This window comes from Clostridium sp. D5, assembly GCF_000190355.1.
Classification (GTDB): Bacteria; Bacillota; Clostridia; order Lachnospirales; family Lachnospiraceae; genus Faecalicatena; species Faecalicatena fissicatena_A.
In genome coordinates this window covers 892,433-906,821 of sequence record NZ_GL870809.1, presented here as the reverse complement: position 1 = coordinate 906,821, position 14,389 = coordinate 892,433, and the positions used below count along the sequence as shown (strand labels likewise).

Below are 14,389 nucleotides of genomic sequence, written 5' to 3'. Positions count from 1 at the left end.
ACAATTTGTCAGACATCAAACAATCCGTAGTAAGCATAAGCCGGCACAGGCCGGCTTAAATTTTAGTCACATTTTTTCTGATTCGTTCAATATAGGAATAAAGCTGCTCCAGCTCATCTTCGGAAAAGCCCTTCGTGATCTGTCCCTCTATTTCTTCCCGGTTAGCATCCATCTCTTCCGCTATTTGAATTGCTTTCGGTGTCAGCACCAGTTTTTTCAGTCTTGCATCTTCGGGTACGCTCTCACGTATAATCAATCCTTTTTCTTCCATCAGATTCAGGACCTTTGATGCCGTCGAACGGGTAACATTAAACTCTGCCTCCAGATCTTTCTGATAGATCGGCCTTTGAGGATTCTTTTTGATATAATCAATGATCCACCCATTTGATCCAGTAAGACGGCAAAGATTAGATTTGTTAATGTTGCCGTCGATAAACCTTTTAATAAGATTATCCAGAGTCCGTATCTCAATTCCTATATATCTTTTTGTTCTCATTTTAACCCCTGCTTATAGTTGTATGTTCAACTGTTTGACATAAAACATATTAACGCTTCTAAGTCGAACTGTCAATAGTATCCAGTAAATTTTCACATGATCTTCACATATCTTTGCAGAATCTTAGCTGTACTCAAAAGTAAATGTTGCATGGCAGCTCTGGTATATATTTTCCTGCATCCTAATGTTTTCTGTAAGCCCCAATACCCAGGGCACCCGGACCGGTATGGCAGCCTATGCTGAGCATCAGCGGACTGTGTGTGATCTCTTCCCCAGGAAATTCTGCCCGCATCTGGACGATCCATTGTTCCAGGACTTCGGGCTCCATTGCGGTATTTGCAATTCCCAGCATCAGCTGATGGCTGTCATGCAGTTCTTTAAATCTGGTGGAAATGTCGTTGTGAAGCGCCTTGCACATGGTACGGAAAGCTGACTTCATCCCCCTTACCTTTGCATATGCATCCAGTTTGTCTCCCTGAATGGTAAGAACCGGTTTGATATTCAGTACACTTCCAATGGCTGCCCCGGCTGCCGTTACTCTTCCGCCTTTTTTCAGATATTCCAGCGTATCAACAGCTATATAAATCGCAGCATCCATGGCTTCGGCTTCCAGTGTTTCCTTGATCTGTGCCCCGCTCATCCCCTGTCCCACCATGTATAATGCATCTTTTACCGACTGGATCTGCGTAATAGATATCCTTCGGTTGTTCACAACATGTACCCTTCCCTCAAATTCCTGTGCGAATATAAGGGCGCTCTGACAGGAATTGCTCAGACCGCTGGACATAGGTATATAGACAATCTCCTCATGTTCTTTCAGAAGCTTGTACCACATCTCCATCACTTCCCCTGGCGCGGGCTGGGAAGATGTCACTGACGCGCCCTTTGCCTGAAGATCGTAGAATACTTCCGATGTAATATCCACGCCTTCAAGATACGTTTTCCCGTCAATCTGGATGGGCATGGGGACAATCGTGATCCCCATCTGTCTGCCATCTTCCGGCAAAACTCCACAATTGCTGTCCGTCATAATTGCAATATCCGGCATAATCCTCTTCCTTTCATATCTTCTCACAACTTTAAATCAGCCTATTATCTGATTGCAGACAATAAACTGACACATTGACCGTTATTTTAACACGTGTTAAAATTATAGCAAATGCAGAATTTGATAACAACTTACAGTATTTTATATTTGTAAGTTATTTATACAGATTGGAGAAATTGTAAATTATTATGGAAGACAGACGCATCAGAAAAACAAAAAAGAACCTCAAAACCACTCTCATCTCCATGCTCACAGATATGCCCTTTGAGCAGGTATCCATCACGGAACTGTGCAGTCGGGCAGATACCAGCCGCATTACCTTTTATACTCATTACAGCGACAAATACGCTCTGGTGGATGACATTTTCCAGGATATGATACAGGAGGGAACTGCTGTCTATGAAGAAATGCAGGCAGCCAATAACCCCGGGGCCAGCCCAGTCATCAGTTACTGCAACGTACTGGACAGCATCATGAAACTCTATTATGAAAATCATGATTTCTTCCGCCATACAATCCCGGATGAGAATCCCTATCTGGCATTTGCCTTTTATAATTATGTGCTGGAAACTGTTGAAATGCACACTAATAAAGAAAGCCGGGTCCTCAGCCTCCGGTATTCTCCCAAGAAGATCGCTGGTTTCTTATGCTACGGTATCGTAGGTTTTATCAACGAAGGGCACTCAGAGAACATTACAAGAGAAAAAAATATTGCAGAAGCCAGGGAACTCCTCACCAGGATTCTGGAATCCGATGTGCTGATCGCCGGAGACTAATTACATGTTAAATTGATCACATCCTTTTCTCCGCCACCTGGAATATGGCATTAATCCCCAGAGCCAGCCCCGCAGAAAGAATGCTGCCTATAACGATCTTAATAACATTTAATGTTCTCAATCCGTCAAACAGTATCGTTCCAAGTCCGCCAGCATTGATCATTGCCGCAATTGTGGCGATCCCGATGGTAGATACTACTGCCAGCTGGATCCCGGTAAACAGCGCCTTTTTGGCAAGCGGAATCCGGATCTGGCACAGCACCTGCATGCGCCGCATCCCCAGACCCTCCGCGGCTTCCACCACCGCCGGGTCAACTCCGTACAGCCCGGAGATGAAGTTACGCAGAAGCAGATACTGATTGTAAACAACCAGGACGATCACTGCCGTTGTCTTGCCCAATCCTGTGACCGGAATCAAAAATGCGAACATTGCAAGGCTCGGTACCGAATACAATACCGAAAAGATATGGACCAGTATCTCGCCGGTCTTTTTTGAATAAATAGCCATTATTGTAAGCGCTGAAGCAATAATCAGCGATAACAGCAGCGTGACCGCGGTGATCTGCAGGTGTTCCAGCAAAGCCTCCAGCAAATCGTCATAATGTCTGGTCAGATACACGCTCCATTTACTCATATGTATCCCTCCCACATTTTCTCCTGCTCTTTTGCAGATCGGATCAGTGCCGCCGTAAATTCATCAGCCGGTTGCCTGATGATGCTTTCGGGTGTATCGAACTGACTGATTTTTCCTTCGTTCATAATCATGACCCGCGTTCCCAGCTTGAACGCCTCATGTATATCGTGAGTAACCAGCAGGAAGGTCTTCCCCAGCCCCCGGTGCAGGCTGAGCAGTTCATCCTGCAGACCGGTGCGGGTGATGGCATCCACGGCACCGAATGGTTCATCCATCAGCATGACCTCCGGCTCCACCGCAAGTGCTCTTGCCAGCCCCACCCTCTGCTGCTGTCCGCCGGACAGCTGGGAGGGGTAGCGGCCCTGGAATTCATCGGGATCCAGTTTCACAAGCTCCAGAAGCTCCCGTACACGGTTCTGTATCCGCTCCTTGTCCCACTTTAAAAGTTTGGGGACTGTGGCCACATTTTCCGCAATCGTCATATGGGGAAAGAGACCCGTCTGCTGTATCACGTATCCGATCCCCCGCCTGAGCCTGACGACATCTATTTTGGCAGTGTCTTCGCCAAACAGAAAAATACTTCCTTCATCCGGCTCATACAGCCGGTTAATCATTTTCAGCAACGTGGTCTTTCCACAGCCGGAAGATCCCAGGATGGTAACAAATTCCCCTTCCTCCACGGAAAAAGAAAGGCGCTCCACCGCATAATAACTGGTTCCCGGAAACTGTTTGCTTACATTGCTGAAGGTGATTGCTGCTGACATAACTGCTGCCCCTTTCCGACTGACTTATTTGATAGATTCATAGTACTCCAGTGCCACGTCTTCGATTTCTTCTTTGTCCATGTCGACCCTGGCATTGAGCGCTGTCAGAGATTCCGTATCCATGGACGCGCTGATCTTGTTCAGGATATCTGCAATATCAGGATGTGCCTCCAGCACAGAATCCTGGATAACGGGTGCCAGATTATAAGGCGGCCACACTTTTTTATCGTCTTCCAGAAGGGTGAACTGTTCCTTATCAGCCAGTTGTCCCTCCGTGGTGTAAACTGGAGCCACATCTGCTTCATCATTTGATAATACCTCATACTTCAGGCCGTTGTCATATATTTTGGAAGATTTCCAGTCCAGCTTGCCGTATGCTTTTTCCAGCGCCGGTATACCGTCTTCCCGCTCGTCGAATTCTCCCTGTGATGCAAAACGCAGCTCACTGGCATGCTTCTGCATATCGGATATTGTCTTAATCCCCAGCTCATTGGCAACCGCGGTACGAATCACCAGGCCCTGACCGTCATTGGCCTGAGAATAGTCAAGCCAGGTAAGCTGAAACTGCTTCTCATATTCTTCTTTTACCGTGTCATATACCTTCTGCGGATCGGTAATTACATCCATTCCAAGAACAGAAAGAAGTGCTGTCCCTGTATACTCCGGATACATATCAATCTCATCGTTGATCAGAGACGTATGAATGACAGAACCTGCAATGTCAAATACTCTCTCCACTTTATACCCTGCATCTTCAAGCGCCAGGGAATAGACCTCGGACACGATCATTCCTTCTGTGAAATCTTTAGATCCCACACGGATTACCGCTTCTTCCTTTTTCCCCTCACTGCCGCCGTCTTTGTTCTCTTTACTTTGGCAGGCTGCCAGCGATGTCATCATCGCCAGGCACACTGCCACGATTACTGCCTTTTTCAACTTCAATTTCATAAAACTTTCCTCCTTGTTCTGTGTACTTTGTCTTTTCTTCTGCCTGGCGACCGCCATGGTATAAATATTTTCTCCAGCCCGCCAAAAATCATTCCTGCCATCAGCGACAGAAGTGCCACTGAGACGCCTCCAATCAGCAGCAGGTCTGTCCTGTTCAGGCCCAGTCCGGTAAAGATGATCCCGCCCAGCCCGCCGGCCCCGATTTTTGCCGCAATGGAGGCGCTGGCAACAATCTCAATGACTGCTGTCCTGGCGCCGGTCAGCATATAGGGCACGGCAAGAGGTACCTGAACCTTCCAGAATATCTGCCGCCTGGTCATCCCCTGACCGGCTGCTGTCTCCAACATAAATTCGGGGACCTCCTCAAAACCGTCTGCCGTATTCATAAGTATCGGGGGCACCGCCATAAGCACAAGCGCTGTCATAGCCGGTTTCACCCCGGTTCCCATAATTGGAATCAGGAGAATCAGTATGGCAAGACTTGGAATAATACGCAGTATCTGAAATATCCCTACAAGCCATTTTTTGCATCTTACATATCTTATACAAAGATAACCACATGGAATTCCTATAAGTGCAGCTGCCAGCAGTGCGAGGATACTGATGCTGACGTGTTCCCACAGACAGACCAGATACTCATCCAGACGGCTGGCAAAATATAATTGTATGTTCATCCATACTTCGGACATCTTGTTGTTCTTCCTGCCTTTCTTTTGTTCCTCTCTGCTGCCTGCAGATTTAAGAGCCTGCCTGAGGTCTCTTAATATATCGCAATATAATTATGGTCCCTGGCCTTTTCATTCACAATCATCCCCGCCTTTCTTCATATGGTACCTGCTTCGTTTCTCTATACAGCCATAATAAGCGGTTGCGGTCGCAATGTAAAGTACGCACCTCAAAGTTGCTTAGTATCTTTACGATACTAAGTTACTTCAATTATACTTTGTTACTTTTTTGTCAGTACTTGCTATTTTTCCATTTAGCAGTATATAATCAACATAGGAATATATAACATACTGTAACACCTTTTCATCTGCTGAGAAAAGTAAATCTTGCATATTTATATTTTTTCTCATACAGCAGGTTTCATACCAATATTATTATAATCCCATTATAATATAGAAGAAAGACTTGTTTTTTTTTAATCATTTATGTACAAGGAGGTCCTGTTATGGATACTGCAAAGAATCTTCCGGAATGTCCTGTAGAGATGACACTGCAGCTGATCGGAGACAAGTGGAAGGTACTCATCATACGAGATTTGCTGGATGGAACCAAACGTTTTAACGAACTGATGCGTTCTGTGAACGGAATTACCCAGAAGGTACTCACAAGCCATCTCCGTGCTATGGAAGCCGCCGGACTGGTGAACAGAAAAGTGTATCCCGAGGTGCCGCCCAGGGTAGAGTATTCCCTTACCGAGACGGGACTGAGCTTAAAACCGGTTCTGGATTCTATGGTCGCGTGGGGGCTGGAATATAAAAAACGTGAGCTGTGATACTGCCTGATTAGAATGCAAAAAAGCAGACCTGAATAAGTAAAACAGCAGGCAACTCCTGTTAAAGAGCTGCCTGCTGTTTCATTTATTCTGTCATTATTTCATCAAAATCATTATAAAAGATTATGTAAGTTATTCGAGAGAGATTTTGAATTCATATTTTGCATCCGGGTTTGTTACCTTGGATATATTCTTCCATTCAATCGGTGCATCTCCGGACATGAACTTTTCTTCAAACTGATCGATATTCTCCTGTGATACTGCCAGCAGTTCCAGCTGTACATTCTTCTCTCCATCGTATGTATTGCCATTTACGACATCGAATGCTACGACTGCACCGAATGCTGCCTGCAGATAATGGCCGCCTGTAGAGAACCACAGTTCTTTTGCCTTCATTGATTCAACAGCAGGATTCAGCAGATCCATTCCGCCTACTTTGACATCTTTTATCTTACCCTCTTCTTTGAGTACGTTTACTGTAGCCAGAGCCAGAGAATCATTATAGCACCATACGCCGTCTACCTCAGGATGTGACTGATACAGATTACGGAATGTCTTGTCACCATCGTCCCAGTTCTCGCCTGCATATTCGAACTGAAGCAGTTCTACATCAGGATTTTCTTTCAGTGCCCTGTCGAGTCCCTCTTTTCTGCCCTCTGCAACAGAAGTTCCCTGGAATCCTCCGATTCCTAAAAGCTTCGTGCATCCTGCATCGATCATGGACATAGCGATCTGATAACCAGCTTCTTTATCATCAGGTCCGATAAAGCATACGTAGTCTTCCCCTGCCTTCAGATCATCTCCAGGCCAACGGTCAATGATAACAAGTGGAATCCCTTTTTCTTTACATGCCGCAGAGATACCGGCACATACTGATGCATCCTGCGGACCCAGAACCAGGGCATCAATACCTCCGGAAATCATACTGTCCACGTCTTTGATCTGTTCTGACTGGTCATTGTTGCAGTCGTCTGCCGTAACATTGAAGCCAAGCTCATCGGCTGCCTGTTTTACATAAGTTAAGGCATTGCCCCAAAATTCATTGTTTGCAGTAGGATAAGAATATCCGATTGTTATTTTTTCTGTGCTTTCTGTCTTTTCTGTCTTTCCACCGGTGTCTTCTTTTTTAGTATCGCCTTCTGTTTTCTTGTCTGAACCGCATGCTGCAAGACCAAATATCATACAACCTGTTAACAATACTGCCAATACCTTTTTTATATTCTTCATATATATTCCCTCCCGATTTATAGATTACATTACACAGATAACAACTAACTATTTTATAACTGGTGCATCGTAATGAGGCACGATATATTCCTCTGTAAGCGGTAAATCTACCCATGAATTGGTTTCCATAGATTTGTAGGCTCCAACAAGTACGTCTGTAACGAGCGCACTGTCTTCTGGTGTCAGTGACGGCGGTACATCCTTTTCCACACAGTCAAGGAAGTGCTCCAGCATAGATTTGTATGCCCAGCCACGTTTCGGATAGATCGGCACCCAGCGTTTCGGAACATTTCCGTCCGGCTGCATAATATCTTCTGACCAGAATAACTGCGGATAACGATACTCTTTTACAATCTCAGGAAGTTCGCTCTGCTTGAAATCTTTGTCTGTATATACTGCAAGAGGAGCCGTCTGATATGGGTTCGTTGCTTCAGAACCTGTGAAGATGGTTCCCTCAGTTCCGTATACTTCTGAAATATTGGATACACATGGTGAATATCTGTCACCACTGATAACACCTGTAGCGCCATTTTCAAATTCGATTGTGATCCAGAAGGAGTCATCCAGTTCTGTATATTCTTCCGGTGTTCCCAGTCTCTTAATAATACCCATTACACGTTTCGGTTTGCTTCCCATCAGGAACATCAGAAGGTCGGCTCTGTGAGCTCCCAGATCGAATAAAGCGCCTGCTCCGGCCAGCTTCGGATCGGAACGGAATGTGGTGTAGGATAACTGCTCGTGATAAAGGCTCCATCCTTCATGCAGTGAAGAACGTCCCATCATCGGTTTTCCGATAAATCCTTCGTCCATCAGCTGTCTTGCAATCCTGTTCTGCTCCCAGAAACGCTGGTTTGTTCCTGCCATCAGGAAAACGCCTTCTTTTTTGGATACTTCTACCATCTTCCATGCTTCATTGTGTGTGCAGGCAAATGGTTTTTCTACGATAACATGTTTTTTCGCTCTCATTGCATCAATTGCCTGCTGAGCGTGGAAACGGTTGGGTGTACCTACGATAACTACCTCTACGTTCTTATCTTCCAGCATCTGCTCGTAGTCAGTATATGTTTTTTCCGGCTCCCACTTTTTGCTCATTTTCTCCAAAATCTCAACATTTGTGTCGCACAGTGCAGCCAGCTTTGCATTTGGCAGTGCTGCGATTGACGGGCAGTGTCCAATCTCGGCGATAGAACCGGCTCCTACAATACCTACTCCAATTTGTCTCATAATAGTTACCTCCTTAGATTTTTAATAATAGTAGTTAAGGTTAAAGTTAACGTTACAGCTTATGTATAAAAAAATAAAGTTATTCTGCTGAAGTTTGTCAACTTTTCCTTTGGCTTTAAGCTTGACTTCATTATACTGGTATTTTTAGCTAATTTCTTTCAATATCGATCCATATAATAGCACAATATGCCCAAAACATTATCAGCAGCTACAGACATGTTCTTCTGTCTTTCCGCTTTTTCTGCGCAGTTCCCTCGGAGTAATTCCATAAGTCCGCTTAAAAATCCTGGTAAAATAGCTGCTGTTGTCATATCCTGCACCAACCGCGATATGTATAATAGAATCCTCTGTTGTCTCCAGCTCAATTTTAGCCTGATACAGCCGGTACTGGTTGAGATATTCCACCGGGGATATCTGCATCCCCATCTGAAAACAGCGGATCGCCTCGCTTTTACTGATATTCGCCGCCTGGGCTATGTCCTCGAGATACAGCTTTTCCGAATAATTTGTCTCAATGTACCTCATCATCTTGCGCAGGCGTGACTGGGAACGCAGCGAAATACCCAGCTTCTCCATTTTGACCAGTGCCTCCCTGTGGCTGCAGAGCAGCATCCACAAATCGCAGATTCGTATATGCATATCCAGTTCACAGAGCTTTTTACTGCTGCATGTCTTGAAAATATCATCCAGCTTCCCAAGAGCCTGCTCCTGCCATTCCATATCGGGTCTCAGAACAATATGAGAACAATCTGATTCGATAAAGTCTCTGATATATTTTTCATAAATAATCGATGTTTCTGCTGCAATCAGATCAGGTGAGAATAAAATATTGGAGATCACCCCATTCTGGCAGTTTTCTATACTGTGTACAACCCTTGTGTTTATAAATAGCCCTTCGCCTTCTTCCAGCCTGATCTGCTTATTTCCGATCAGACAGAATACAATACCATGCATAACCTTTACAAATTCAAACTCTCTATGCCAATGCCATTCAATCTTTTCTTCATCAAACTGCTGTACCTCTTCCCAGTTGTACTGGAAAGGAAATTCCTCTGTCCCATGCGCCCTCAGTTCCTTTAATGTCTCATCGGTTATTATTTTTGTAATCTGCACGAATCACAGCCCCTTTTTTATCAGGCATCAGCCCTTTAAACTTTCCAACATAGTTATGATCATTTCGGCATGGTCAAATGCCGACCCGTCTTTTCCGCCGTCCATGTATACCCCTCATATTCTGCCGCTCATTCAGGAATTTTGCTTAAACTTTCATATCTTTCCAAGAACGGCCTGATTCTGCTGATAATCACTGCAATTCCGCCTGTTTTGTCGGCCTCAAAATTCAGCGGTATAATCGGGTCGTGCAGCGACATCCTGATCAGCATCCAGCCGCTCACTTCCTCATCCTGAAAGTTGATGCGTATCCCCTCATAATTTGGTTCTGCAATATGAAAGGTCTTCTCTTCCTCTGCAAATTTTCTGAAATCCTCCAGCACTTTCCTGCCGTACTCTTTATACTCCGGTGTCCGGATCTGCAGGCGGAGCTCCCTGCTCTCGGCGGCTTTTTTCAAACCGGCTGTCATATCTTCTAGTTTCCGCCCTTCCCGCCTGCATACCGCCAGCCGGCTGATGATCACCACGCTCATATAAGCGCCGTCGTCCAGAAAATAGTTTTCTTTCACCGCTCCGTGGCCCGAAGTTTCGATTGCCAGATGCGTTTCTTCCCCTTCTTTATTCAATCGTATGGCCTCATTAATCACATTCTTATAACCGCGCTTAAATCTGTGATGCTTCATGTTAAGCTGCTTCTCCAAAAATTCTGTCAGATAATCTGATGTTACAGAGTCTGTTACGATCGTTGTATTCGGATATTTTTCTGATAGTATGGCCGCCATCAGAGCGATGATGGCATTTTTATTCACTTCCTCACCGTCTGCAAATACAACGGCCGCCCGGTCTCCGTCCGTATCAAATATCACACCCAGATCCGCCTTTGCATCCAGCACGGCCCTCTTTACGGTATCCATGGCCTTTTCATTTTCCGGATTGGGTACGTGCACCGGGAAGGTACCGTCAGGATTCATGCAGATACTACCCTCGGTGGAGGCTCCCAGCGGCTCCAGCACATTCTTAAAATACCCGCTCACTCCGTTGGACGCATCAATCACAATGTGCAGCCCTTTCAGCGGATGTTCATAGTCCCCGGCGCAGACCTCCTCACAGATCAGTTTTCTCAGATGCTCCGTGTAAGCTCCCACCAGATCTGCTTCCTCGGCTTTATGGTACTCTGTCTCATAGTTCATTCTTGATATCAGCGCCGCCCGCTCCAGTATGGCCTTGATATCCCGGCTCTCCAGCCCGCCCTCTTTTGTGAAAAACTTCATGCCGTTCCTGTTGGACGGAAGATGGCTTGCGGTAATCATGACCGCCCCGTCATACCCGAATCCCTCCAGAACTGTTGACATAAACATAGATGGTGTAGAGGTCAGCCCGCAGTCATATACCTTGCAGCCTCTTCTTCCCAGACCGTTTACCACTCCTCTTTTCAGTTCCTGTGCGGAAAGCCGGGAGTCATTACCCACGCCGACCCTCAATTCACCGCCTGTGCCGCGCTCTGCCAGATATTCTGCAAATGCCATGGCTATATCCCGCACAATATCTTCCGTCAGGTTCACCTCTTCCCCCTCAGTCCCCTCCAGCGCAACGCCTCTCACATCACTTCCGTTCTGCAGCTGCAAATAAGCCTCTTTCCAAATCTCCATTTTTCTGTTCCTTACCTTTCATAAAATTCGATCTTCGTCCCCTCAGGGTCCCAGCAAAATGCGTATTTTTTTCCGGTTATCCGGTCTCTTTTCACCTCTGTTACAGGTACGTCATTTTTGCTCATGCGTTCCACCATGCGTTCCACATCATCCGTCAACAAAGAGAAATGGTTGAATCCCGGCAGGGCGGGGTCTGCTGTTTTGTCCTCTTTCCTGTTGGTGCCGTCTTCCCGGATAAAAAGCTCGGCTATATATCGCCCGCCGCTGTACAATTCCAGCTTCTTTGCATTTTTATTGACGGAAAATGATTCCCTGAAGATTTCAAATCCCATATAATCCACGTAGAACCGAACCGCTTCCTCGTAATCTGATGCGATAACGCTTATATGGTGAAATTCCAGAGCACAATCCCCTGCCTGTTCCTTACGTCCGCTGTCTGGCGGAATATCTTTTTCTAACATCTCGCTCTCCTCCCTGCCTGTATATCATTTGCTTCTTCTGCTGCCAATGCTTCAGAACAACCGCCACAGGATAACAATTTTTAAAATAGTATTTAAAACTTTCCCCCCAAAAAACAACTCTCTGGCCCCTCAAAGCCAAAGAGTTGTTCTCCTGGATACGCAGTATCCGAATCAGGCTTTTCCTGATGAGCCTAATACACACTGTATTTTATGTTTTACCAGTTCTCTTACATTGTCTCTGCCCGGCCGCAGGTATTGCCTTGGGTCAAAATGAGAAGGATTTTCTATAATGTCCTGTCTCACCGCGGCTGTCATGGCCAGGCGCACATCTGAATCTATATTGATTTTGCATACTGCCGACTTGGCAGCCTGTCTGAGCATATCTTCAGGAATTCCAATCGCATCATCCAAAATTCCGTTATACTTGCGTATCATATCTACATATTCCTGATTTACGGATGAGGAACCGTGAAGCACGATCGGATAATCAGGAAGTCGTTTCTCGATCTCGGAAAGGATATCAAACCTAAGCTGTGGTTTTTGTCCGGGTTTGAACTTGAATGCCCCGTGGCTTGTTCCGATTGCAATTGCCAGTGAATCGACACCTGTCCGGTTTACAAACTCTTCCACTTCATCGGGGTTCGTGTAGGATGCATCTTCTGCACTCACATTTACATCGTCTTCTATACCTGCCAGTTTTCCCAGCTCTCCCTCTACCACAACCCCTTTGCTGTGGGCATACTCTACCACCTTTTTTGTCAGTGCGATATTGTCTTCAAAGCCGTGTTTGGAACCGTCGATCATTACAGAGGTAAAGCCCCCGTCTATACAGGATTTACAGATCTCAAAGTCCTCCCCGTGATCCAGATGCAGCGCAATCGGAATGTCCACATCCAGCACCGCCGCTTCCACAAGTTTCATCAGGTAAATATGCTTTGCATATTTCCTTGCGCCTGCCGATACCTGGAGAATAACCGGTGACTGTTCCTGCTGTGCCGCTTCCGTGATCCCCTGTATAATCTCCATGTTATTTACATTAAATGCCCCGATCGCATAGCCGCCGTCATATGCCTTTTTGAACATTTCAGTTGTTGTCACCAATGCCATGTTGCATCCTCCTTTTACTGTTCACTTTCAATCTTTGCAATTTTATCGATTCTGGTCTGATGCCGGCCGCCTTCAAACTCTGTGTTCAAAAACAGATCTGTCATCATGAGTGCCAGCCCCGCCCCCACAACACGACCGCCCATACAGAGCACATTGGCATCGTTGTGCTGTCTCGTAAGCTTTGCGCTGAAACAGTCGGAACAGCAGGCTGCACGGATTCCCTTCACCTTATTGGCTGCGATGGATATTCCGATCCCTGTGCCGCAGCACAGAATTCCTTTTTCACATTCTCCCGCTGCCACTGCTTTTGCCAGCGGATACGCTGTATCTGCGTAATCCACGGCCTCCGGATGAAAGCTTCCAAAATCCCGGACTTCGATTCCCTGACCTGTCAGATATTCTTTGATCTCCTCTTTTAATGCAAATCCGCCATGGTCGCTGCCTAATGCTATCATTTATTTTTCCTCCAGTCTTTCATTATCTGACGATCATATTCGGCTTTCTCTCTGTTGAAACGGCAACAGCAAAGATAACAACAAGCCCCTTGATCAGCAGCTGGACTTCTGAAGGCATTCCCCAGAGTACCAGGCCGTTTGCGAGAATACCGATGGTCAGTACACCGATGAGAGTACCTCTTACACCGCCGACACCACCGGTCTGAGATGTTCCGCCCAGTACAACGGCTGTGATAACGTCCAGCTCATATCCGACTCCGACAGAAGGAGAACCCGAACCGATACGGGCTGCCATAACGATACCGCCGAGTGCTGTCAGAACTCCTGCAAACAAGAACACCAGCACTTTCTGCTTTCTTACATTAATACCACTTAATCTTGCTACATTCTCCTCACCGCCGACCAGTCTGGTGTAGCGTCCGAAGAGTGTAAAACGTTCTATGATGAATACAATGACAAATGCCGCGATTGCAATAATCAGAATCCATGGCCTTAATCCGAATACCTGTTTGATTGCCCCATTATAATCAACCATCGTGATAGAACCGCCGCTGATCATAGTAACAAGCGCACGGGCTATGGAAAGCATACCAAGTGTTACGATGAATGTCGGTACTTTCAGGCGTACATGGATAATTCCCATGAATAAGTAACACACAAGTGATACTGCTACTGTAGCAAGAAGCGCAACGAGCAGGTTGTTGGTTGACAGGTAGATCTTAGCTACAATTACTCCGCAGAGACTGATCATGGAACCGACGGAGAGATCGATACTTCCCATCAGGATGATAAATGTTCCGCCCAGTGCACAGATCAGAAGGTCTGTAGATGAAGTCAGTACGCTCAAAAGGTTGCTAACGTTCAAAAATTTACCGGCAGTCGAAAATGAGAACAATATAAATAAAATCACAAACGCCGCCAAAGAAATATTCTTTTTTATAAAACCTGTCACTACATTTTTATTTTCCATTTTTTAATATTCCTTTCTATAT

Annotated in this window: 16 protein-coding genes; 2 read left to right on the top strand and 14 right to left on the bottom strand. The window is 45.8% G+C overall.

Translation table 11 applies throughout. From position 1 onward, the window contains the following. Window positions 1–55: 55 nt before the first annotated feature. Both HMPREF0240_RS03935 and HMPREF0240_RS03930 read right to left on the bottom strand, forming a co-directional pair. A complete protein-coding gene (locus tag HMPREF0240_RS03935; protein ID WP_035312344.1) occupies window positions 56–496 on the bottom strand; it encodes a MarR family transcriptional regulator in 441 nt (146 codons plus the stop codon). A 181-nt stretch (window positions 497–677) separates the two neighbouring features. Beyond that, entirely contained in the window at window positions 678–1,544 is an 867-nt protein-coding gene (locus tag HMPREF0240_RS03930; protein ID WP_009002151.1) for a DegV family protein, read from the bottom strand. Between the two features lie 188 nt (window positions 1,545–1,732). On the opposite strand from HMPREF0240_RS03930, the gene HMPREF0240_RS03925 reads away from it, so the two are divergent. Continuing rightward, window positions 1,733–2,320, top strand: a complete 588-nt coding sequence (locus HMPREF0240_RS03925) for a TetR family transcriptional regulator (protein WP_009002150.1) — start codon at window positions 1,733–1,735, stop codon at window positions 2,318–2,320. A 16-nt stretch (window positions 2,321–2,336) separates the two neighbouring features. On the opposite strand, the gene HMPREF0240_RS03920 is transcribed toward HMPREF0240_RS03925, so the two are convergent. From HMPREF0240_RS03920 to HMPREF0240_RS03905, 4 genes are read right to left on the bottom strand one after another with little or no spacing between them, the layout of a single operon-like run. Next, window positions 2,337–2,954 carry an ABC transporter permease gene (locus HMPREF0240_RS03920; protein WP_035312343.1) on the bottom strand — a complete coding sequence of 206 codons (618 nt, stop codon included), beginning with the start codon at window positions 2,952–2,954 and terminating at the stop codon, window positions 2,337–2,339. Further along, a complete protein-coding gene (locus tag HMPREF0240_RS03915; protein ID WP_009002148.1) occupies window positions 2,951–3,718 on the bottom strand; it encodes an ABC transporter ATP-binding protein in 768 nt (255 codons plus the stop codon). The genes HMPREF0240_RS03920 and HMPREF0240_RS03915 overlap by 4 nt, the downstream gene beginning before the upstream one ends. Before the next feature lie 24 nt (window positions 3,719–3,742). Next, complete coding sequence (locus HMPREF0240_RS03910) at window positions 3,743–4,666, bottom strand: glycine betaine ABC transporter substrate-binding protein (protein WP_035312342.1); 924 nt, start codon at window positions 4,664–4,666, stop codon at window positions 3,743–3,745. Then, on the bottom strand, window positions 4,663–5,355 hold the full coding sequence (locus HMPREF0240_RS03905; protein WP_009002146.1) for an ABC transporter permease: 693 nt from the start codon (window positions 5,353–5,355) through the stop codon (window positions 4,663–4,665). The genes HMPREF0240_RS03910 and HMPREF0240_RS03905 overlap by 4 nt, the downstream gene beginning before the upstream one ends. A 482-nt stretch (window positions 5,356–5,837) precedes the next feature. Between HMPREF0240_RS03905 and HMPREF0240_RS03900 the strand changes: the two genes are divergently transcribed. Further along, window positions 5,838–6,164: a helix-turn-helix domain-containing protein gene (locus HMPREF0240_RS03900; RefSeq protein WP_009002145.1), complete on the top strand. Its 327-nt coding sequence runs from the start codon at window positions 5,838–5,840 to the stop codon at window positions 6,162–6,164. Window positions 6,165–6,296: 132 nt separating this feature from the next. On the opposite strand, the gene HMPREF0240_RS03895 is transcribed toward HMPREF0240_RS03900, so the two are convergent. The 8 genes from HMPREF0240_RS03895 to HMPREF0240_RS03860 all read right to left on the bottom strand — a co-directional run bounded on the left by HMPREF0240_RS03895 (window position 6,297) and on the right by HMPREF0240_RS03860 (window position 14,367). Next, entirely contained in the window at window positions 6,297–7,391 is a 1,095-nt protein-coding gene (locus HMPREF0240_RS03895) for a substrate-binding domain-containing protein (RefSeq protein ID WP_035312341.1), read from the bottom strand. 48 nt (window positions 7,392–7,439) lie between these two features. Further along, window positions 7,440–8,615, bottom strand: a complete 1,176-nt coding sequence (locus HMPREF0240_RS03890; protein ID WP_009002143.1) for a Gfo/Idh/MocA family oxidoreductase — start codon at window positions 8,613–8,615, stop codon at window positions 7,440–7,442. A gap of 201 nt (window positions 8,616–8,816) precedes the next feature. Continuing rightward, window positions 8,817–9,728 (bottom strand): AraC family transcriptional regulator, encoded by a 912-nt coding sequence (locus HMPREF0240_RS03885; protein WP_009002142.1) that lies wholly within the window; start codon window positions 9,726–9,728, stop codon window positions 8,817–8,819. A 128-nt stretch (window positions 9,729–9,856) separates the two neighbouring features. After that, window positions 9,857–11,374 (bottom strand): phosphoglucomutase, encoded by a 1,518-nt coding sequence (locus HMPREF0240_RS03880; RefSeq protein WP_009002141.1) that lies wholly within the window; start codon window positions 11,372–11,374, stop codon window positions 9,857–9,859. Window positions 11,375–11,385: 11 nt separating this feature from the next. Continuing rightward, complete coding sequence (locus HMPREF0240_RS03875; protein ID WP_035312339.1) at window positions 11,386–11,835, bottom strand: VOC family protein; 450 nt, start codon at window positions 11,833–11,835, stop codon at window positions 11,386–11,388. A 171-nt stretch (window positions 11,836–12,006) separates the two neighbouring features. Continuing rightward, window positions 12,007–12,942, bottom strand: a complete 936-nt coding sequence (gene fba, locus HMPREF0240_RS03870; protein ID WP_009002139.1) for a class II fructose-1,6-bisphosphate aldolase — start codon at window positions 12,940–12,942, stop codon at window positions 12,007–12,009. A 14-nt stretch (window positions 12,943–12,956) separates the two neighbouring features. Beyond that, complete coding sequence (gene rpiB / locus HMPREF0240_RS03865) at window positions 12,957–13,397, bottom strand: ribose 5-phosphate isomerase B (RefSeq protein WP_009002138.1); 441 nt, start codon at window positions 13,395–13,397, stop codon at window positions 12,957–12,959. 22 nt (window positions 13,398–13,419) lie between these two features. Next, complete coding sequence (locus HMPREF0240_RS03860; RefSeq protein ID WP_009002137.1) at window positions 13,420–14,367, bottom strand: ABC transporter permease; 948 nt, start codon at window positions 14,365–14,367, stop codon at window positions 13,420–13,422. Between the last annotated feature and the right edge of the window lie 22 nt (window positions 14,368–14,389).